This window comes from Xanthomonas campestris pv. asclepiadis (genome assembly GCF_020784175.1).
Taxonomy (GTDB): domain Bacteria; phylum Pseudomonadota; class Gammaproteobacteria; order Xanthomonadales; family Xanthomonadaceae; genus Xanthomonas; species Xanthomonas campestris_D.
This window is the reverse complement of the sequence record NZ_JAJGQM010000004.1, coordinates 141608-161370: the sequence shown is the minus strand read 5'-3', so window position 1 is coordinate 161370 and position 19763 is coordinate 141608. Positions and strand designations below refer to the sequence as shown.

Annotated in this window: 18 protein-coding genes; 11 read left to right on the top strand and 7 right to left on the bottom strand. The window is 64.9% G+C overall.

Annotated features, from left to right (window positions below; all coding sequences use genetic code 11):
• The first annotated feature begins 90 nt into the window (after nt 1–90).
• Nucleotides 91–1236 (top strand): hypothetical protein, encoded by a 1146-nt coding sequence (locus LL972_RS03660; protein ID WP_228326437.1) that lies wholly within the window; start codon nt 91–93, stop codon nt 1234–1236.
• Nucleotides 1237–1405: 169 nt separating this feature from the next.
• Here LL972_RS03660 and LL972_RS03655 read toward each other — a convergent pair whose 3' ends face one another.
• Entirely contained in the window at nt 1406–2731 is a 1326-nt protein-coding gene (locus tag LL972_RS03655) for a GTP-binding protein (protein ID WP_228326436.1), read from the bottom strand.
• Between the two features lie 61 nt (nt 2732–2792).
• Here LL972_RS03655 and LL972_RS03650 point away from each other — a divergent pair, with 61 nt between their 5' ends.
• A complete protein-coding gene (locus tag LL972_RS03650; protein ID WP_228326435.1) occupies nt 2793–3179 on the top strand; it encodes a MerC domain-containing protein in 387 nt (128 codons plus the stop codon).
• 112 nt (nt 3180–3291) lie between these two features.
• Here the strand turns inward: LL972_RS03650 and LL972_RS03645 are convergent, their stop codons facing one another.
• Both LL972_RS03645 and LL972_RS03640 read right to left on the bottom strand, forming a co-directional pair.
• A complete protein-coding gene (locus LL972_RS03645) occupies nt 3292–5010 on the bottom strand; it encodes an ExeM/NucH family extracellular endonuclease (RefSeq protein ID WP_228326434.1) in 1719 nt (572 codons plus the stop codon).
• 204 nt (nt 5011–5214) lie between these two features.
• Nucleotides 5215–5733: a c-type cytochrome gene (locus LL972_RS03640; protein ID WP_016902056.1), complete on the bottom strand. Its 519-nt coding sequence runs from the start codon at nt 5731–5733 to the stop codon at nt 5215–5217.
• A gap of 281 nt (nt 5734–6014) precedes the next feature.
• Between LL972_RS03640 and LL972_RS03635 the strand changes: the two genes are divergently transcribed.
• From LL972_RS03635 to LL972_RS03620, 4 genes are read left to right on the top strand one after another with little or no spacing between them, the layout of a single operon-like run.
• A complete protein-coding gene (locus LL972_RS03635) occupies nt 6015–6659 on the top strand; it encodes a DUF4198 domain-containing protein (protein WP_228326433.1) in 645 nt (214 codons plus the stop codon).
• Between the two features lie 25 nt (nt 6660–6684).
• The gene (locus tag LL972_RS03630; protein WP_228326432.1) at nt 6685–6996 is read left to right on the top strand and encodes a DUF3649 domain-containing protein; all 312 of its coding nucleotides are present in this window, start codon (nt 6685–6687) and stop codon (nt 6994–6996) included.
• Nucleotides 6993–8609 (top strand): PepSY-associated TM helix domain-containing protein, encoded by a 1617-nt coding sequence (locus tag LL972_RS03625; protein WP_228326431.1) that lies wholly within the window; start codon nt 6993–6995, stop codon nt 8607–8609. The genes LL972_RS03630 and LL972_RS03625 overlap by 4 nt, the downstream gene beginning before the upstream one ends.
• Nucleotides 8606–8941 carry a DUF3325 domain-containing protein gene (locus tag LL972_RS03620; protein ID WP_228326430.1) on the top strand — a complete coding sequence of 112 codons (336 nt, stop codon included), beginning with the start codon at nt 8606–8608 and terminating at the stop codon, nt 8939–8941. Before LL972_RS03625 ends, LL972_RS03620 begins: the two co-directional genes overlap by 4 nt.
• A 9-nt stretch (nt 8942–8950) precedes the next feature.
• Here the strand turns inward: LL972_RS03620 and LL972_RS03615 are convergent, their stop codons facing one another.
• The 3 genes from LL972_RS03615 to LL972_RS03605 form a co-directional block, all read right to left on the bottom strand.
• Nucleotides 8951–9478: an RES family NAD+ phosphorylase gene (locus LL972_RS03615; protein ID WP_228326429.1), complete on the bottom strand. Its 528-nt coding sequence runs from the start codon at nt 9476–9478 to the stop codon at nt 8951–8953.
• A complete protein-coding gene (locus LL972_RS03610; protein WP_228326428.1) occupies nt 9475–9849 on the bottom strand; it encodes a DNA-binding protein in 375 nt (124 codons plus the stop codon). Before LL972_RS03610 ends, LL972_RS03615 begins: the two co-directional genes overlap by 4 nt.
• 87 nt (nt 9850–9936) lie before the next feature.
• Entirely contained in the window at nt 9937–10557 is a 621-nt protein-coding gene (locus LL972_RS03605; RefSeq protein ID WP_228326427.1) for a TetR/AcrR family transcriptional regulator, read from the bottom strand.
• A 128-nt stretch (nt 10558–10685) separates the two neighbouring features.
• Between LL972_RS03605 and LL972_RS03600 the strand changes: the two genes are divergently transcribed.
• The 4 genes from LL972_RS03600 (at nt 10686) to LL972_RS03585 (ending at nt 17936) form a co-directional block, all read left to right on the top strand.
• Nucleotides 10686–11849 carry an isovaleryl-CoA dehydrogenase gene (locus LL972_RS03600; RefSeq protein WP_228326426.1) on the top strand — a complete coding sequence of 388 codons (1164 nt, stop codon included), beginning with the start codon at nt 10686–10688 and terminating at the stop codon, nt 11847–11849.
• Between the two features lie 10 nt (nt 11850–11859).
• A complete protein-coding gene (locus LL972_RS03595) occupies nt 11860–13470 on the top strand; it encodes a carboxyl transferase domain-containing protein (protein ID WP_228326425.1) in 1611 nt (536 codons plus the stop codon).
• Between the two features lie 248 nt (nt 13471–13718).
• Nucleotides 13719–15746 (top strand): acetyl/propionyl/methylcrotonyl-CoA carboxylase subunit alpha, encoded by a 2028-nt coding sequence (locus tag LL972_RS03590; protein ID WP_228326424.1) that lies wholly within the window; start codon nt 13719–13721, stop codon nt 15744–15746.
• Nucleotides 15747–15848: 102 nt separating this feature from the next.
• Entirely contained in the window at nt 15849–17936 is a 2088-nt protein-coding gene (locus LL972_RS03585) for a S9 family peptidase (protein ID WP_228326423.1), read from the top strand.
• Nucleotides 17937–18171: 235 nt separating this feature from the next.
• Here LL972_RS03585 and LL972_RS03580 read toward each other — a convergent pair whose 3' ends face one another.
• Entirely contained in the window at nt 18172–19350 is a 1179-nt protein-coding gene (locus LL972_RS03580) for a putative peptide maturation dehydrogenase (RefSeq protein ID WP_228326422.1), read from the bottom strand.
• Between the two features lie 79 nt (nt 19351–19429).
• On the opposite strand from LL972_RS03580, the gene LL972_RS03575 reads away from it, so the two are divergent.
• Nucleotides 19430–19741 (top strand): NHLP-related RiPP peptide, encoded by a 312-nt coding sequence (locus LL972_RS03575; protein ID WP_228326421.1) that lies wholly within the window; start codon nt 19430–19432, stop codon nt 19739–19741.
• Nucleotides 19742–19763: the final 22 nt, after the last annotated feature.

Here is a 19763-nt window from a genome sequence, read left to right as displayed (position 1 = left end):
CCGAAGCCGCGACACAACGCGGGGAGCGCGGGATCTGTGCCGCCTGCAGTAGAGCCAGCGTCGTCGACAGTGGCCTCTCCGCGCGCCCGCATGGAACGGCAACCCTCGCTACGCCGCTTGACTCAGGATTTTGCGGAGATCAATAAACGCTACAACGAGATCAACCAAGAGCTGTATGTTGAGGGCCGCGATGCAACGCCAGCAGAAGAGCAGGTGACAAAGCAGCGTAATGCGCTGCTCGCCAAGCGCAATGAAGTCCGCGACAGCGAGCTCAATGCATTGTTGGCCGCACTCGCACCGATGCAAGACATCTCTGCACCACACGCCACGACCGGCGCAATACCGCAGTTTGCCAGGGAACATAATCAGCGCGAGTTGAAATCGCTTGAGAAACAACTCCAGTTTGTTGACGAACAGGTGCTGAAAAAAAGCTACACGCGCGCAGCGCGGCGCCTGGACAGTCTGAAGGAAAGCGGCGCACCGCCTGCCAAGGTGCGCCAACTGAAGCGCATGATGCAGGGTTACCAGAACATGCTTGCCCTGAAGGAAGCCGGGAAAGTGCAACTGGCATCTTCCAACAATGTGCGCCGTGCTGATGGGCAGCGCTCGCCGCACGCGGCGTCTGATTCACGTTCGGAAACGCAATTGCAAGTCCCCCTCCCCCAGCAAATGCGACGTGATAAGAGTCAGCATCCGCTGCATACCATGCCAACACCACAGCTCGTACCGGTTGCACCCGCACTATCGCAAGGCCGCGTTCCTCAGCTCGAAACATTATTGGCCGCGCTCGCACCAGTTGAAGACGTTCCCGCACCCAAACCCATCACTCGCCCCTCCACAGCCGAAGACGCGGCGAACTTCGAAAGCGACAAGTCATGGGTCACAGACAACGCAGAGGCAATAAACTTCAACAGCGCCAAGTTGTGGGAGTTCATCAATAAAAATATCGATGGGAATCTGTTAAAGAAGCATTATGAACTCGCCGAGCGGTACCTGGAGTCCCTTGAAGAAGGCGCCATGCGCTCCCCCGGGGCAGTGCGCCTTGGACGCCTGATGAATGGCTACAGGAATCTGGTTTCTCTGAAGGAAATCACCAAGCACACAGACAACCATCTGCATAAAATTGGAGCGCCGCGCCAGATGTCATTGATGCCAACCACAGCGCAAGAGCGTAAGCGGTCCTACGACATAGAACGTAACGATCATCAAGAGGCAATCGACAATGGCTATTTGTGAAAGTCGAAACTCGGCACGCCCCTGCAGCCACGCGGTCAGCGCAGATGCCGACCGCAGTCGGCGCCCATGTGGTTTTGCATCCTGCAGGCCACGAAAGGTTTTGCACAGCGTGTAGCCAATGACATACGGGCTGCGGGCGGGCTGACTTTGGCAGTATGACCAAGTCGCTTCACCGCTCCCAATGCGGAAACGGATCGTCCAGCAGCTGCCACTGCGCCGGGCCCTGGCGCAGTTCGTGGTCGCTGAGCAGGCAGGCATCCAGCGCGGCGCGGGTGCGTGGCGCATCCATGTCCACGCCGATCACCGCCAGCTCCTGGCGACGGTCGCCCCACAGCGGGTGCCAGAGCCGCTGCATCGCGGCGTATTCGCTGGCATCGCCGACCTCGTGCAGTTGCGGCAGCGGCGCGGTCCAGCATTGCGTCTGCTGGCGCTGCCAGCCGATATCGGTATACGGCAATGGCGTGATGCTGGTCTGCAGCGGCTCGCCGATGGCGTGCGCATCCACGCGGTGGCGTGCGGCGAACCAGAAGCCGGCCGCACTGGTCTGGGTCGCGCCGCCGACGCTGGACAATTCGCCGACCCAATCCATGCGGCTGGCCAGCCAGAAAAAGCCCTTGCTGCGAATCACCTGCGGCAGCCCGCCTTGCACCATGCGCGCGAAGCGCTGCGGGTGAAACGGCCGGCGTGCGCGATAGACGAAGCTGCTGATGCCGTATTGCTCGGTCTCCGGCGTGTGCTGGCCCCGTAGTTCCTGCATCCAGCCCGGCGCCAGCTGCGCACGGGTGAAATCGAAGCGGCCGGTGTCGAGCAACTGACCCAGCGGCACCTCGCCATGCGCCGCATCCACGATCGCCGCCTCGCGATTGAGCGCACGCAACACCGCGCGCAGGCGTTGCAACTGCCGTGCGTCGATCTGGTCGCACTTGCTGATCACCAGCACGTCGGCGAACTCCACCTGTTCGCCCAACAACTGCACCAGCCCGCGGGTATCGTCCGGGCCGGCCTGCTGGCCGAGCTCGGCCAGCGTGGCGGCCGAGCCGAAATCCTGCAGGAAGCGGCTGCCGTCCACCACCGTCACCATGGTGTCGAGCCGGGCGATGTCGGCCAGGCTGAAGCCGTCGGCATCGCGCACCGCAAAGGTGGCCGCCACCGGCATCGGTTCGGCAATGCCGGTCGATTCGATCAGCAGATAGTCGTAGCGCTTCTGCTCGGCCAGCCGCCGCACTTCCTGCAGCAGATCATCGCGCAACGTGCAGCAGATGCAGCCATTGCTGAATTCCACCAGCGTCTCTTCGGTGCGTCGCAGGGCCGCGCCGCCATCGCGCACCAGTTGCGCGTCGATGTTGATCTCGCTCATGTCGTTGACGATCACCGCCACGCGCAGGCCGTCGCGATTGTGCAGGAGGCGATTGAGCAAGGTGGTCTTGCCCGCGCCGAGAAAGCCGGACAACACGGTGACGGGGAGGCGTGAATCGCGCTTGGGGGACAGGGACATCCTGAGAGCCTGGCTGGAGTGAAGTGTTACTATATAACAATTACTCGACAGGACTCGCTCCATGCGCGTTACCGCTTCTGTGCTGGACAACTCGGCCATCGCTCTCTCCAGTCTGTGCCTGCTGCACTGCCTGGCCTTGCCATTGCTGGCCGCCGCGCTGCCGCTGCTGGGCGCGTGGAGCCGGGCCGAATGGGTGCATATGGTGTTCGCCGCAACAGCCGTGCCGCTGAGCGGCTATGCGCTGTGGAGCAGCCATCGCCGCCGCGCACTGCCCGCACCGGTGTGGGCATTGGCAGTCTTCGGACTGGCCGGTCTGGTGCTGGGCGCAAGCGGCGTGGCCGACGGCGCTCTGGAAACCCCGATCACGGTCACGGGCAGCCTGCTGCTGGCCAGCACGCACCTGGTCAATCTGCGGCTACGTCGCCGCGAGGGGCGTTGCACGAGCTAGGTGGGGAGGCACCACGCGGGCGGAGTGCTGTTTTCCTGGCAGCACATCAGCGCGCAAGCGATGCAGGCAGCACGCATGGCACACGCGCATCGGGATCGACTACCGGTCTGCGCTACAGCGAAAAACCCAGCAGCACCGGGTCGTGGTCGGAACTGCGCCACGGGCCGGGCAGATTGCGCTTGGCATAGCCGGCATCGTCCATGACATCGGCGTTGATGTGCCATTCCACCGCGCCGCGCAGTTGCTTGGCCATCGCCGGGCTGAGCAGGGCGTGGTCCAGCCGCCCGCTCATGCCATCGTAGACGTAGCTGTAGGGCTGCTTCACGCCGGCCACCGCAAAGGCGTCCTGCCAGCCGCTGGCGCGCAGGCTGCGCATCGGCGTTTCCATCGCGTAGGCGTTGAAATCGCCAAGCAATACGGCCAGCTTGGTCTGCGCGCCGGTGGGGTCGGTCTGCAGCCACTGGTGCAGGCGCTTGGCCGATTCGGTGCGGGTGGCGTTCCAGCAGGCCTGGCCATCGCGCTGGTCGGCATCGGCGCCGCTGGCGCTGCCGCAACCCTTGGACTTGAAGTGATTGGCGACCACCACGAAGGTTGCCCCACGGGTGCTGCGAAACGCCTGCGCCAGCGGCACCCGGCTATGGCTGTCGAACGGGCCGCCGGTCAGCGTGGCCGGCTTGCCGACCGGGGTGACCTGCGAACTGCGGTACAAGATGCCGACCCGGATCGCGTCATCGCCCGGGCCGCTGCCGGTATCGACGAACTGCCAGTCCTTGTCGGTGCCGGCCGCGTTGAGCGCGGCGACCAGTTGTGCCACGGCCGCATCGGCGCCATTGCCGTCGTTTTCCAGCTCCATCAACGCGGCCACATCGGCGTGCAACGGCACGATGGTGGACACCAGCTTGGTCAGCTGCGCCTGGAACTGCTCCTGCGTGCGCGCACCGCGCTTGGTCGGAAATCCACCGCCGCGGCCATTGCCGTTGAAGAAGTTCTCCAGATTGAACGAGGCGATACGCAGGTCGCCGCCCACCTGCGGCGCCACCGCGGTCGGCATGGCCGGCAGCGTCAACGGACTCAGCACCTGGATGCGGTAGTTGCCGTCGTAGCGCTGGTCGACGATGCCGTCGACCGACTTGAGCAGGCTGCCACTGCGTAGCACCGGATCGGCCGGCAGATAGGCCACCGTCTTGGGGCTGCGGCCGTTACGCGCGTCGTCCAGCAATACCTGGCGACGGGCGTTGTCGGCCTGCACCTGTGCGAAGGCTGGGGTGCCGGCGGCGGCCACTTCGCTGGGCTGCCACAGGCGCCCGCCGAACGCGGCGACCAACTCGCCATAGGTGTCCAGACGATCGCTGCCATTGAGCGTCAGCGCAGCGATGCGCACGTGCTCGCCCTCCAGCGCCTCCCAGTTGGCCGGCGGCCCGCTGAGCATGGGCACCGGCACCGGCTGGCCGCTGGCCAGTCGCTCGATGCTGCTGGCCTCCAGCGTGGTCAGACTCGCCTCGCCACCTGCCGCTACCTCGCGCACCGTGCCGACAATGCGCACACGGTCGCCCACCGCCACCTCGGCATTGCCGGCACCGGTGACGAACAGACCGTGCGAGCGCCGCGGCTCGAAGCCGGGCTGCTGCACGAACAGCCCGGCCAGGCCGGTACGCGTATCGGCGGTGACGATGCCCTCCACCTCGACCACACGGCCGTCGTGGGGGCTACGGGTGTCTTCGCCCTGCACGTCGGCGATCGACAGACGTTGCGGCGCGCCCTCGGCGGCACTGCCCAGCAGTGGCACCAACAGACCGATCACACCGAGCACAACCAGCGAGCAACGCGACATCGACACACTCCGGAAAGACGTAGACCACATGCAAGCGCCGCCCCGAAGGCGGCGCGTGGAGACAAGGCGTTGTGAGAGGCTAACAAAACGCTGCGAGTGGCGGCCAGTTGGCGCGTGACACTGCTGCCTGGCCGCACGCCGGCCGCTTGTTGCAGCTGTCTGTTTCAGCCGTTTGTTGCAGACGCTTGCCTGTGCTTCAGGCGCTTACTTCAGATTGCTCAGCATCCAATCGACCGTGGCCCGCACCTGCTCTTCGGTCAGCGCCGGGTTGCCGCCCTTGGGCGGCATGATGCCGCCGTCCGGGCCGGTGTAGCCCTCGATCGCGTGCTTGTACAAGGTGTCCTTGCCCTGGGCGATGCGCGCGTCCCAGTGCGCATGGTCCAGCGTCGGCGCCTTGCCCACGCCGGTGGTGTGGCAGGCGGTGCACAGGTTGTCGAAGATGGTCTTGCCGTCGGTGCTGCCGCCATAGGCGGACTGCGAGGCGGCCTTGGCCAGCGCTGCGGCCTGGGCTGCGGCCTGTGCGGACGCGCCGGTGGTGCCGGCATAGACCGCGCCGGCCGGGGCGATGCGTTGCTGCACGCGTTTGGCTGCGGTGGGCGAGACCTCGTCAGGAATGGCGCGTTGCAAATAGGCTGCCAGGGCAATCAGGCCCAGGGTGATCACCACCAGTAGTCCGATCACCATCGAGAATTTCTTCAGGAACTCGAGGTCGTAATTCCGCACGCGCTCACCCCTGGCTGTTGGTCGAAGACCTCTGCTAGCGCCGGAGTATAGAGCACAGTTCGCGCCCGTCTGGCCACTGTGCATGACAGTTATTCCAGCGGTGTGCGCTGCGCCCTGCCGCGCTATGGCTCTGGCCCGCACGCCCGCCGGCACACGCGGATGAATTGCCGCAATGCCGCATGAGACGTTGGTCTCGCTTGAGGGAATTGCGTATCATTCCCATCAATCCACGGTGACGCGGTTCTCGCCTCGCCCGGTCCCGCTTACGAGGAGTCGCCGCGATGAAATCCTTCCTGCTGTCCTGCCTGGCCTTGGCCAGCATCAGTCTGTCTGCCCAGGCCCACGAGATCTGGATCGAACGCGACGGCAGCGGCCCGGTGCGCATCTACTTCGGCGAGCCGGCGCAGGAAGCCCTGGATCATGGCGAAGACGAGATCAAGCGCGTGGTCAAGCCGACCGTGTTCGGCACGGCCGGCAAGGCCGGCGCCCTGCAGCGCGGCAGTGAGTTCCTCACCGTGCCGTTGTCCGGCAGCGGCGATGCCTGGCTGAGCGACGACAGCGTGTTCGAGCCGTGGAAGGGCGAGGCCGGCAGCTTCGAGACGGTGAGCTATTACGCACGCGCCGGGCGCGCCACGCCGTCGGCCAAGCTTGATTTCGAGCTGGTGCCCACCGCTGCCAACAGCAATACGCTGACCGTGCTCTATCGCAACAAGCCGCTGCCCAAGGTCGAGGTAACGGTGATCGACCCGCAGAAGTGGCAGAAGACGCTGACCTCCGATGCCAAGGGCCAGGTGACCCTGCCCAAGCTGCGCGCCGGCCGGCATATCCTGGTCGCCACCAACAAGGAACCGGTGAAGCGTGAGATCGCCGGCAAGCAGGTGGCGATGATCCACCACATCAGCACGTTGACCTTCCTGGCTGAGTAAGCCGGCCACACGCGCCGCTGATCCGATGTCTAGCGCACCGTCCCTGCCGCTTCCCTGGTTCAGGCGTCCCTGGCTGGGCGTGCTTGCGCGCACGCTGGCGGCGATGTTTGGCGGCTATGCGCTCGCCAGCGCCACCAACCTGCTGCTGGCGCTGGTGTTGCCGATGCCACGCAGCGAGGCGGTGTTGACCAGCATGCTGGTCGGCATCGTGGTGTGCGCCTGCGCGCCGCTGTGGGCCTTCGCCACCGCCAGCGTGTGGCGCGCCTGGGCCGGCATCGCGGTGCCGGCGGCGCTGATGTTCGCACTGGCCGCATGGCTGCAGCGGGGCGTGGCATGAAGCAGGGATTCCGCCAGTCGATGGCGTGGCTGCACACCTGGACCGGGCTGCTGGTGGGCTGGGTGTTGCTGCTGATCTTCATGGGCGGCACGGCGAGTTATTACCGCGACGAGATCAGCCGCTGGATGCGCCCGGAACTGCCCACCACCACGGTAAGCAACGCGACCGCACTGCGCAGTGCCGAGCAGTATCTGCAGACGCATGCCGCCGATGCGCAGAGCTGGAACATCACCTTGCCGGACACGCGCAATCCGGTGGTCAGCATGTACTGGCAAAACCCTGCGCCAGCCGACGGCAAACCGGCCAGCCGCCGCGAGATGTACGGCAACGCCATCATCGACCCGGCCACCGGCAAGGAGATTGCCGCGCGCGACACCCTGGGCGGCGAATTCTTCTACCGGCTGCATTTCGATCTGCATTATCTGCCGGTGATGTGGTCGCGCTATATCGTCGGTTTCTGCGCGATGTTCATGCTGGTGGCGATCATCAGCGGCGTGATCACGCACAAGAAGATCTTCAAGGATTTCTTCACTTTTCGCCCGGGCAAGGGCCTGCGTTCGTGGCTGGATTTCCACAACGTCAGTGCGGTGACCGCGTTGCCGTACCACGCGATGATCACCTACACCGGCATCGTGACCTTGATGTTCATGTACCTGCCGTGGGGCATCAAGGCACAGTACCCCGACAACGAAATGCGGTTCTACGAAGAGTCCGCCAACCGGGTGGCCGATACGCGACAAGCGTCCGGCACGCCGGCACGCATGCTGCCGCTGGAACAATTCGTGGCGCGTGCGCGCAGCGATTGGCGCGGCGGCGCGGTTGGCAACGTGGCGGTATCACTACCCAACGATGCGCACGCGGCGGTCGGCGTCACTCAGCTGGCCAACCATCTCTCCACCGATGCGCCGTCCATCCTGTTCGACGCGGTCAGCGGCCAGCGTCTGCAGCGCAGCGGACCGCCCGGTGGCGCCAGCCAGACGCGCGGGGTGATGGTGGGCCTGCATATCGCCCACTTCGCCGGGCCATGGATGCGCGCGCTATTCTTCGGCTCCGGCTTGCTCGGTTGCCTGATGGTGGCCAGCGGCGTGGTGATGTGGGCGGTGAAAGAACGCCCCAAACACCTGAAGGCCGGACGCATCGGCTTCGGGCTGCGGCTGGTGGATGCGCTCAACATCGGCACGGTCGCCGGCTTGCCGATCGCCTTCGCCAGTTTCTTCTGGGCCAACCGGGTGTTGCCGGTGAGCCTGGAGGCGCGCGCGGCGATGGAGGCCAATCTGTTCTTTGCCGCCTGGGCCGCTGCATTGCTGGCTGCGTTCGTGTGGCCACGGCGCGCGATGTGGAGCTGGCAGCTGTATCTGGGCGCGGCCTTGTTCGCGTTGGTGCCGGTGGTCAATGCGCTCACCACCGAGGTGCATCTGGGCGTGACGCTGCCGGCCGGGCAATGGACGTTGGCCGGGGTCGATCTGGTCTGCCTGTTCCTTGGCGTGTCGCTGGGCGTGGCGGGATGGCGCTTGCAGCAGTGGAAGGCGCCGCAACCGGCATCGGCGCGACGCGCACGCGCCACTGCCGCGACGCCTGCGCAAGGCAGCGTGCCGATGCAGGAAAGCGCATGAGCGTGTGGCTGTTGCTGGCGCTGAATTTTTCCGGATTCGCCGCGCTGTGCCTGGCGATGGACAAGCATCAGCAGGAAGTGCGTGGCCGCACGCTGGGCGCGGCGCGTTCGCGGCAACTGCGCGTGCTGGGCTGGCTGCTGTTGCTGCTCACCTTCGGCCTGGCGGTACATGCGCAAGGCTGGGGCATCGGCCCGGTCCTGTGGCTGGGCACATTGACCGGCGCCGCCGCGTTGCTGTCGCTGTGGTTGCTGCCGTATCGGCGTGGATTGATTCTGCCCACGGCTGTGGCTGCGCCGGTGCTGGCGGGTGCGCTGCAGCTGTTGGGGGGCTGAAGGACGTCGCTACGCCACAATCGGCGGATCGCCCCAACTGCGTCCGTCGCGCGGCAGGCGACCATCGTCGAGCACACGCAGCACGTGTTCGGGCTGCAGCATGTCCAAAAACAACACCACGTTGATGCCATCGGGCAGCGCCATGCTGGGAAAGATCACGCCGGGGATTTCCGCCTCGCGCAGCAGGTCGCCGAGCACCCAGCTCACCGGTTCGATCTTGTTGACCAGGGCCTTGCGCCAGTCCTCGGTCCAATCGGCCCAGAGCGGATCCCAGCTCGCATCGAGCAGGCGCAGATCGGCCAGCGCCGGCAGATCGGCGGCATAACTGACCAAGGTCAATGGCGGCAGGAACAGCGCCGCCTGCGCGTATTCGGCGGCGGCGGTTTCCAGCTGCAGCGAGAGATACAGCGCCGGCTGTCCGAAGCGATTGAAGCGCCCGCCCGAGCGCGCGGCACCGGCGCCGCTCAGCGGTTCGGCAGCCCAGCGCGGAGTGAAGGCGCGATACAGCGTGCAGTGCGCCGGGGCGCTCAGCTTCAACCGGCGGCCCCCGAGGCGATGGTGCGCAGATAGGTCAGCGCATCGTCGGTGCGGCCCTGTTTGACCACTTCCAGCAAGGTGGCGAATTCGAACGCGGGGATCGGGGTGTTCTTGAGATGGAACACCACCTGGCGTTCGTCCGGCTGGACTTGCGTCATCGCCACCAGCAGGCGTGACAGGTTGCGCAGCAGGTCCTGCACGCGCGGGCTTTCCGGATGCACGCGCAGGCTGTTGCGATGCACGCCGGCCAGCTCGGCCAGCTCCTGTTGCGACAGATCCAGCAGGCCGGCCATGGCCGAGGGCGACAGGATGGTGCGATCCGGCACGCGCAGGCGTTCGGTCAGGGCCAGGGGATTGAGAACGGCGACCATCGAGCGACTCCCAGCAGGACGAGCGCACAGTATATGCACAGTTATCCGCATCCAGACAGCCCAGCTTGACGCTTGGTCAGTGCACTGTCAGACCACCGGCTGGCGCGCTCCCAGTGCACGCAGGCAGAACCCGCAGATCGCCTCGACCAACTGCTCGCCCTGCTGTGGATCGCTGCGACTGGGGGCAATCGGTCCCACCAGGGCCTCGGTGAAGGCGCCGACGATGCAGGCCGCCGCCGCGTCCAGCGATTGCGGCGGGAACTCGCCGGCCGCCACGCCTTCGGCGAGCAGTTGGCGGAACACCTCGCCGAACAGCCGTCGGCCACGGATGCGCTCGGCATCCACCTCGCTTTCCACCGGCTCGGCAATGAAGGCGTACGCCAGCGCGGGACCGGCCAGGGCCCGCCGCACGAACGTGGCGATCGCATTGCGCAGGCGCTCGGCAGCACTGGCCTGGGTGGTGGCGATGGCGCGCAGGATGGTCATCTCGCGCTGCACCGCTTCGTTGAGAACTTCGACGAAAAGCTCGGCCTTGGATGGGAAATGACGATAGATCTGCCCGGTGGACACGCCCGCTGCGGCGGCGACGGCGGTTACCGGGGCATTGCGATAGCCGCCTTCGGCAATCAGGGCGCGGGCTGCGTGCAGGATGCGCTCGCGATTGCCGGCCAGGCGTTCTTCCATCAGGGCGGAGCGTCGATAAGCCATGGTGTGATTCTTGGTTCAATAGTTGAATTTTAGTTCACTTTTTTACTGCGGACCGCTAGGCTGCGCACAAATGCCGTGCGGCCTGCCCGCTCCCATCCGGCACATCCCGATCCCTGCGGAGTCGCTCCATGCACGTGCCGTCCCTGAATTTTGCGCTTGGCGAAGACATTGATCTGCTGCGCGAAAGCGTGGCGGCCTTCGCCAACCACCATATTGCCCCGCTCGCGGCCGCGGCCGATCAGGACAATGTCTTCCCTGCCCAGCTGTGGCGCCTGTTCGGCGAACAAGGCCTGCTCGGACTGACCGTGGAAGAAGAGTACGGCGGCAGCGGCATGGGCTACCTGGCGCATGTGGTGGCGATGGAGGAAATCTCGCGCGCCGGCGGGGCGATCGGCCTGTCGTACGGCGCGCATTCCAACCTGTGCCTCAACCAGCTGCGCAAGAACGCAACGCCCGAGCAGAAGCAGCGCTACCTGCCCAGGCTGTGCACCGGCGAGCACGTCGGCGCGCTGGCGATGAGCGAGGCCGGCTCCGGCTCGGATGTGGTGTCGATGAAGCTGCGCGCCGACGCGCGCGGCGACCGCTATGTGCTCAACGGCAGCAAGATGTGGATCACCAACGGCCCGGATGCCGATGTGCTGGTGGTGTACGCCAAGACCGACCCGGATGCCGGCGCACGCGGCATCACCGCCTTCATCGTCGAGAAGGGCATGAAGGGATTCTCCACCGCGCAGAAGCTCGACAAGCTGGGCATGCGCGGCTCCAACACCTGCGAGCTGGTGTTCAGCGACTGCGAAGTGCCGGCCGAGAATGTGCTGGGCACGCTCAACGGTGGCGTGCGTGTGCTGATGTCGGGCCTGGATTTCGAACGTGTGGTGCTGGCCGGTGGCCCGTTGGGCCTGATGGCCGCGGCGATGGACGTGGTGCTGCCGTACGTGCACGAGCGCAAGCAGTTTGGCGCGCCGATCGGCACCTTCCAGCTGATGCAGGCCAAACTGGCCGACATGTACGTCGGGCTCAATGCCTGCCGCGCGTATGTGTATGCGGTGGCGCGCGCCTGCGATGCGGGGCTGACCACGCGCCAGGATGCGGCCGGTGCGATTCTCTATGCTGCCGAAAAAGCCACCTGGCTCACCGGCCAGGCGATCCAGGTGCTGGGCGGCAACGGCTACATCAACGACTACCCCACCGGGCGCCTGTGGCGCGATGCCAAGCTGTACGAGATCGGCGCGGGCACCTCGGAGATCCGACGCATGCTGATCGGCCGCGAGTTGTTCGAACGCACCGCCTGACGGAGCCACCATGAGTGTGATCACCAGCCAGCTGCATGTCAGCGGCGAGAGCTTCCAACAAAACGCGGCTGCGATGCACACCGTGGTCGAGGATCTGCGCCGCACACTGGCGCAGACCGCGCTGGGTGGCAGCGATGCCGCGCGTGCCAAGCACAGCGCACGCGGCAAGTTGCTGGTGCGCGAGCGCATCGATGCCTTGCTGGATCCGGGCAGCGCCTTGCTGGAAATCGCGCCCCTGGCGGCGCACGGCATGTATGACGATCAGGTGCCTTGCGCGGGCGTGGTGGCCGGCATCGGACGCGTGTCCGGGGTGGAGTGCGTGATCGTGGCCAACGATGCCACCGTCAAGGGCGGCACCTATTACCCGATGACAGTGAAGAAGCATCTGCGCGCGCAGGAGATCGCGCAGCAGAACCGCTTGCCGTGCATCTACCTGGTCGATTCCGGCGGCGCGTTCCTGCCGCTGCAGGATGAAGTGTTTCCCGACCGCGATCACTTCGGGCGCATCTTCTACAACCAGGCCAACCTCTCGGCCAACGGCATCCCGCAGATCGCCTGCGTGATGGGGTCGTGCACCGCTGGCGGTGCGTACGTGCCGGCCATGAGCGATGAAACGGTGATCGTGCGCGAGCAAGGCACCATCTTTCTCGGCGGCCCACCGCTGGTCAAGGCGGCCACCGGCGAACAAGTCAGTTCCGAAGAACTCGGCGGTGCGGATGTGCATACGCGCATCTCCGGCGTGGCCGATCATTTTGCCGACAACGACCTGCAGGCCCTGGCACGCGTGCGCGCCATCATCGCCCAGCTCAACTGGCGCAAGCCGGCGGCATCGCTGGCCCTGCAGACACCGCTGCCGCCGCGCTATGCCGCAGACGAGCTGTATGGCGTGATTCCCGCCGATACGCGCAAACCCTTCGATGTGCGCGAGGTGATCGCCCGCATCGTCGACGACTCGCAGCTGGACGAATTCAAGTCGCGTTATGGCAGCACCCTGGTCACCGGCTTTGCGCATCTGCATGGCTACCCGGTCGGCATCATTGCCAACAACGGCATCCTGTTTTCCGAGTCCGCGCTCAAGGGCGCGCACTTCATCGAGCTGTGCACGCAGCGCGGCATTCCGCTGGTGTTCCTGCAGAACATCACCGGCTTCATGGTCGGGCGCAAATACGAACATGGCGGCATCGCCAAGGACGGTGCCAAGCTGGTGATGGCGGTGGCCTGTGCCAAGGTGCCCAAGTTCACCGTGGTGATCGGCGGCTCGTTCGGTGCCGGCAATTACGGAATGTGCGGCCGTGCGTACTCGCCGAACTTCCTGTGGATGTGGCCGAATGCGCGCATCGGTGTGATGGGCGGGGAACAGGCCGCCAGCGTATTGGCCACGGTGCGCCGCGACGGCATTGAAGCCAAGGGTGGCGCCTGGTCGGGCGAGGAAGAGGATGCGTTCAAGGCACCGATCCGTGCCCAGTTCGAGCAGCAGGGCCATCCGTATTATGCCAGCGCGCGCTTGTGGGACGACGGCATCATCGATCCGGCCGATACCCGTCGCGTGCTGGGGCTGGGGCTGTCGGCCGCGTTGAATGCGCCGATCGAGACGACACGCTTTGGCGTGTTCCGGATGTGAGGCGGTGATGTCCGCTTGCACGTGCGGTTCTTCATTGCCCGGCACTGCACATGCAAGTGCACGTGCACACGGGGTGCCGCGTCTTGCCTGGAGCATCACATGAGTGCGCGGACGTTGCCTGCTTCAAGCAGCAAGTTGCGTTCGGGCACCGCGGCGGCGGCGGCCATCGCACTGTGTCCCGCATACTCCGTGCAGCCGTTTTCCCATCGCAATGCCCGCCGCCGTGGCGGGGTGCAGAGACCCTTGCCATGACCCAGTGCGACGCCACCGCCGCAGCAAGACAGCCGTATTTCGACAAGATCCTGATCGCCAATCGCGGCGAGATCGCCTGCCGCGTCATCGCCACCTGCCGCAAGCTCGGCATCGCGACAGTGGCGGTGTACTCGGATGCCGACCGTGATGCGCGGCATGTGCGGCTGGCCGATGAAGCGATCCATCTCGGTGCCGCACCGGCGCAGCAGAGTTATCTGCGTGGCGATGCGATCCTGGATGCGGCACGCAGGAGCGGCGCACAGGCAATCCATCCCGGCTATGGATTTCTGTCGGAAAACGCAGCGTTTGCCGATGCCTGTGCGCAGGCCGGCGTCGTGTTTATCGGCCCGCCGGCGGCAGCCATCCGCGCAATGGGCGACAAGAGTGCGGCCAAGGCGCTGATGCAACACGCCGGCGTGCCGCTGACACCGGGCTACCATGGCGACGAACAGGCACCGGCCTTCCTGCGTGTGCAGGCCGATGCGATCGGTTATCCGGTGCTGATCAAGGCCAGTGCCGGTGGCGGCGGCAAAGGCATGCGCCGGGTGGATGCGAGCGCGGCATTCGAAGAAGCATTGGCCAGCTGCCAGCGCGAGGCGCAATCGGCATTCGGCAATGCGCAGGTGCTGGTGGAAAAATACGTCGAGCGGCCGCGCCATATCGAGATTCAGGTCTTTGGCGATACCCAGGGCGAGGTCGTCTATCTGTTCGAACGCGATTGCTCGGTGCAGCGCCGGCACCAGAAAGTGCTGGAAGAAGCGCCCGCCCCCGGCATGAGCGAACAACGCCGCGCCGCCATGGGCAAGGCGGCCGTGGATGCCGCGCGCGCCGTAGGTTATGTCGGCGCCGGCACGGTGGAATTCATCGCCGGCCCGGATGGCGATTTCTATTTCATGGAAATGAACACCCGGCTGCAGGTCGAGCACCCGGTCACCGAGTTGATCACCGGCACCGATCTGGTCGAGTGGCAATTGCGTGTTGCCGCGGGCGAACCGCTGCCGCTGCGTCAGCAGGAACTGCATATCCATGGACATGCGCTGGAAGCGCGCCTGTATGCCGAAGACGCCGAACGCGGCTTTCTTCCCTCGACCGGCACGCTGCGACAACTGCAGTTTCCTGCACCAAGCGCGCATGTACGTATCGATGCCGGCGTGGAGCAAGGCGACAGCATCAGCCCGTACTACGACCCGATGATTGCCAAGCTGATCGTGTGGGATGTGGATCGCCCCGCCGCACTGGCACGCATGCGCCAGGCGCTGGCGCACTTCCATGCGGTGGGTGTCACCACCAACAGCGCGTTCCTTGCGCGCCTGATCGGCACGGCGTCGTTTGCGTCGGCCGATCTGGATACCGCGTTGATCGAACGCGAGCAGGCGGTGCTGTTTCCCGAGGCGGTCAGTCCGGCCAATGCCTGGTGGTGCCTGGCAGCGGCGTTGATTGCCGACGCGTTGCCGAAGGCCGCCGCCGATCCAGCCGACCCGTTTTCGCCCTGGCAGCACACCGATGGTTGGCGCATCGGCGCGCATGCGGCGCACACCATGACGCTGGAAGCCGCAGGCGAGCGCCGCCAGTTCGGCGTGCGCCCGCTTGGCGATGGCTGGCAGGTCACGACTGCAGGCGCCACCCACACGCTGCGCTATCACCTGCAGGACGAGGCACTGCGCGTGGAAATGGATGGCCGGCAATGGCGCATGCAGGCCCTGCGGGACGGCAATGCACTGACATTGCGCGATGCCACGCAGCGGGCGAGCTTCCGCCACCATGACGCGCTGCTCGAAGCCGATCAGCCCGCGCACGACGCCGGCGGCCTGACCGCACCGATGCCGGGTCGCATCGTGTCACTGGTCGCCCCCGCAGGGCAGCCGGTCACCCGCGGGCAGGCCCTGGTGGTGCTCGAAGCGATGAAGATGGAGCACACCCTGCACGCGCCCAGCGACGGCACGGTGGCGGCGTATCTGGTGGCAGAAGGCGATCTGGTCGCCGAGGGCGTCGCGTTGGTGGAATTCGTGTCCGCGTCTGCGTAGCGACGCATCGCAGCGTGACCAACGGCACGTCCGCAGGGACGGACCTTGGCTCTAGCGTGGAGAAAGCGGCTGGAATGGCCGCGCCCCAGACCGGAGACCTCCATGCAACGCCTGCTTCTTGTTTCCAGCATGCTGCTCGCGCTGTCCGCCTGCAGCGATAAAACCGCGCCCGCCACCGACAAGGCCGCCACGCCGGCCCCGGCTGCTGCTGCGGCACCCGCGGCACCGCCCGAACTGATCACCCGCGATGCGCTGTTCGGCAATCCGGAGCGGGCGAACGTGAGCATCAGCCCGGACGGCAAGTACCTCAGCTGGGTCGCGCCGCTGGACGGCGTGCTCAATGTCTGGGTCGCCCCGGTGGATGCACCGGACCAGGCACGCGCGATCACCAAGGACACCGCGCGCGGCATCCGCAATTATTTCTGGACCTATCAACCCAACACGCTGCTGTACCTGCGCGACAACGGTGGCGATGAAGACTTCCATCTGTTCTCGGTGAATCTGAGCGATGGCAGCAGCAAGGACCTCACTCCGTTCAAGAAGACCAACGCCGAGGTGTATCGCGTCAGCGCGCAGCATCCCGACTCGATCATGGCCGGCATGAACGACCGCGACCCCAAATGGCATGACCTGTATCGGGTGGACCTGGCTTCGGGCAAGCGCAGCCTGGTGCAGCAGAACACCGACAGCCTGGATTCCTACCTGCTCGATGGCAACTACCAGCTGCGCTATGCCACGCGCGCCACCGACGATGCGGGCAGGGAGCTGCTGGTGCCGGACGGCAAGCGCTGGAAGAGCGTGGACCGCATCCCGTTCGAGGATGTCACCAACACCTCGCCCGACGGCCTGACCGACGACGGCAAGACGCTGTACATGCAGGATTCGCGCAATCGCGACACCGCAGCGCTGTATGCCATCGACACTGCCAGCAACGCCCGCACGCGGCTGTTCGAAAACCCGCGCACCGATGTCGGCGCCACCTTGAACGACCCCAGGACCGGCGTGGTGCAGGCCGTGTCCACCGACTATCTGCGCGAGGAATGGAAGGCGCTGGACACCGGCATTGCCGCCGACCTGCACAAGCTCAAGTCGCTCGGCAGCGGCGATGCCAGCGTTGCCGCACGCACGCTCGACGATCGCATCTGGATCGTGGGGTATTCGGCGGCAGAAACACCGCTGACCTACTACCGCTACGACCGTGCAGACGGCGGCAAGCTGACCAAATTGTTCTCCGCCCGCCCCGCGCTCGACGGCAAACCGCTGGTGCCGATGTGGCCGCAGGAACTGACCGCCCGCGACGGCCTCAAGCTGGTCAGCTATCTCACCCTGCCCGCCGAGGCCGATGCCAATCACGACGGCAAGGCCGACAAGCCGGTGCCGCTGGTGCTGTTCGTGCATGGCGGCCCGTGGTTGCGCGACAGCTACGGCTACGGGCCGTATGAGCAATGGCTGGCCAATCGCGGCTATGCGGTGCTGGCGGTGAACTTCCGCGGCTCCACCGGCTTCGGCAAGGCATTCACCAACGCCGGCAACGGCGAGTGGGCCGCCAAGATGCACGACGACCTGCTCGACGCGGTGCAATGGGCGGTCAAGCAAGGCGTGACCAGGCCCGAGGACGTGGCGATCATGGGCGGCAGCTACGGCGGCTACGCCACGCTGGTCGGCCTGACCTTTACCCCGGACGCGTTCAAGTGCGGCGTGGACATCGTCGGCCCGGCCAACCTCAATACCCTGCTCGGCACCGTGCCGCCGTACTGGGCCAGCTTCTACAAGCAGCTGACCAAACGCATGGGCGACCCGGCCACCGACGCCGGCAAGCAGTGGCTGACCGAACGCTCACCGCTCAGCCATGTCGACAAGATCAGCAAGCCGCTGCTGATCGGCCAGGGCGCCAACGATCCGCGCGTCAAACAGGCCGAGAGCGACCAGATCGTCAACGCGATGAAGGCCAAGAACATTCCGGTCACTTACGTGCTGTTCCCGGACGAAGGCCACGGCTTCCGGCGCCCGGAAAACAGCAAGGCCTTCAACGCGGTGACCGAGGGTTTCCTGGGCCAGTGCCTGGGCGGCCGCGTGCAACCGATCGGCAACGACCTGGCCGGCTCCAGCATCACCGTGCCGGAAGGCGCCGACAAGGTGAACGGCCTGAGCGAAGCGTTGAAGACGCATACGCAGGCGATTCGGCAGTAAGTCTGCGGACGTGGCGCCAACAAGGATGCGTTGGCGTCGCGTTGGCATCTGCGGGTATTGTCAGGGGACCGGCGGCTTGGTCGCCGGTCATCCCGAACCGGGCATGGCTTGGTCGCCGCCTGTAAATGAGCACCGACCATTAATCGATACGGCACGATCGGATCTTCCTGCCGTAGTCGGACCGACTATTACCGCGCAATGGCGACGCCCTAAGCGGGTGACACCACGTTTCATTTCAACTATCCGAGACAAGCGAGTTGCGGGCCCATACTTCGTTGTTCGGATCCAATTCCATCGTCTGCATGACGTCACCGCGCATACCGAACCCACAAATTGCCAGGACACCTTCCATGATCGGTTCAAGTCCAAGCAGTGCTTCGACCTGGATTTCGTTGATCGCGCAGGTGACGAAAGCACCCAACCCCAGATCTGTCGCCGCGATGTAAAGCGTTTGGGAAAAATGGCCCGCTTCCAGGGCAAGTGCGCGATACGCTTTCGCGTGCATGCGATACTTCCAGAAATTTCGGTAGTAGCGTGGGCATAGCGCCACGATCACGTGTGCATTGGCAAACCAATCCTGCCCAGCCAGAATATTTAGCGCCACACCCTGCAGATCAGGCACATCGACGTTTAGCGGCTCCAAGGCGTGATCGATCGGAAGATAGTGATAAATCCCGTCTGCAAGACCCGACACGTTCCTGATAAGTAGGTAAGCATCCAATGGATGCAACCCGCCTCCCGAAGGACTTGAGCGTTTTAGGAAAACGGTCTCTGCATCTGCTTCCAGCAAAGCATTTGCAGCAAAGGTCCGCTCCATGATCCTTGCGAAAACCGCATGCTCCATGCGTGCGTCGGTATCAAAATTCCGACACGTCGTACGTCGACGTAACACGGTATCCAGGTAGCCGTCGACGGTGCGCGGAAGACAGATATGCTCGGTCGTGCCCCGCAGGATCTGTTCGGGAGGTGGTGGCCCGAAGGTCTTGAGCAATGCGGCTGCCGTTTCGGCCCCCGCATCCTTGGCGGCCTGCGCAGAGTCGACATCGTTCCAGCGCGTGAACGCATGATAGGTGGCTGCAAGCGGATGCCACTGACTCTTGCGCTGAACGGCATCGCGCTGCTGTGCCAGATGAGCGCTTGAATCATCGGCCAACAGCAACCCCTTTTTCACCAGTGATTGCACAGCCGCGGCCTCTCCGACTGTGTTTCCATCCTGCCACTGGCTCGGACTCAGGCGGCCCAGTACCAGGACCTCTGCCTCGGTCAGCACACATTCCGAGTCCAAGTGCGGAGCGAGTGCCACCCAACGCCGCGCCCGCGAAGCGCCCGAGCCTCCAGCACACAGATCGGCAAGGTCAATCTCCACAGATTCTCTCGGCTCAAGATAGACAACCGCACAGCGCCTCACCCGCATGCTTCTACACTCATCTTTAGATTGATCTTCTAACGGTCAGGAATTAGATTTCTTGAAGACTTCCTCACCGTTGACGAGCATGACCGAGACAGACAAGCGCCCTACCCCGTTGAAGCCGGACGTTGCACATAAGCTATTGGATCTACTGGCAACTGATGATCGGTTCCGCGAGCTATTCAAGAACGATCCAAAAGCCGCCCTTTTACAGGTCGGCCACGCATCCGAAGACATCGACTTGCTTGCCTCTCAGCTCAAAGTAGAAAAGCTGGCAGACAAGGCCACTATTGCGCAGGCACGTGATGACATCTACGCCAGCCTGACGTCTTCGGTCAATATGCAACCAATTCGGTTGAATGTTCCGTCAGGATCTTCCCCACAACTCAAGAAATGAGGGCGCGTGGCGGCAGGGGAAG

Bases quoted from the DNA above. Each gene is read 5' to 3' on its own strand.
- LL972_RS03660 (WP_228326437.1), top strand. From the start codon at position 91: ATGGAACGGCAACCCTCGCTACGCCGCTTGACTCAGGATTTTGCGGAG.
- LL972_RS03655 (WP_228326436.1), bottom strand. From the start codon at position 2,731: ATGTCCCTGTCCCCCAAGCGCGATTCACGCCTCCCCGTCACCGTGTTG.
- LL972_RS03650 (WP_228326435.1), top strand. From the start codon at position 2,793: ATGCGCGTTACCGCTTCTGTGCTGGACAACTCGGCCATCGCTCTCTCC.
- LL972_RS03645 (WP_228326434.1), bottom strand. From the start codon at position 5,010: ATGTCGCGTTGCTCGCTGGTTGTGCTCGGTGTGATCGGTCTGTTGGTG.
- LL972_RS03635 (WP_228326433.1), top strand. From the start codon at position 6,015: ATGAAATCCTTCCTGCTGTCCTGCCTGGCCTTGGCCAGCATCAGTCTG.
- LL972_RS03630 (WP_228326432.1), top strand. From the start codon at position 6,685: ATGTCTAGCGCACCGTCCCTGCCGCTTCCCTGGTTCAGGCGTCCCTGG.
- LL972_RS03625 (WP_228326431.1), top strand. From the start codon at position 6,993: ATGAAGCAGGGATTCCGCCAGTCGATGGCGTGGCTGCACACCTGGACC.
- LL972_RS03620 (WP_228326430.1), top strand. From the start codon at position 8,606: ATGAGCGTGTGGCTGTTGCTGGCGCTGAATTTTTCCGGATTCGCCGCG.
- LL972_RS03610 (WP_228326428.1), bottom strand. From the start codon at position 9,849: ATGGTCGCCGTTCTCAATCCCCTGGCCCTGACCGAACGCCTGCGCGTG.
- LL972_RS03605 (WP_228326427.1), bottom strand. From the start codon at position 10,557: ATGGCTTATCGACGCTCCGCCCTGATGGAAGAACGCCTGGCCGGCAAT.
- LL972_RS03600 (WP_228326426.1), top strand. From the start codon at position 10,686: ATGCACGTGCCGTCCCTGAATTTTGCGCTTGGCGAAGACATTGATCTG.
- LL972_RS03595 (WP_228326425.1), top strand. From the start codon at position 11,860: ATGAGTGTGATCACCAGCCAGCTGCATGTCAGCGGCGAGAGCTTCCAA.
- LL972_RS03590 (WP_228326424.1), top strand. From the start codon at position 13,719: ATGACCCAGTGCGACGCCACCGCCGCAGCAAGACAGCCGTATTTCGAC.
- LL972_RS03585 (WP_228326423.1), top strand. From the start codon at position 15,849: ATGCAACGCCTGCTTCTTGTTTCCAGCATGCTGCTCGCGCTGTCCGCC.
- LL972_RS03580 (WP_228326422.1), bottom strand. From the start codon at position 19,350: ATGCGGGTGAGGCGCTGTGCGGTTGTCTATCTTGAGCCGAGAGAATCT.
- LL972_RS03575 (WP_228326421.1), top strand. From the start codon at position 19,430: ATGACCGAGACAGACAAGCGCCCTACCCCGTTGAAGCCGGACGTTGCA.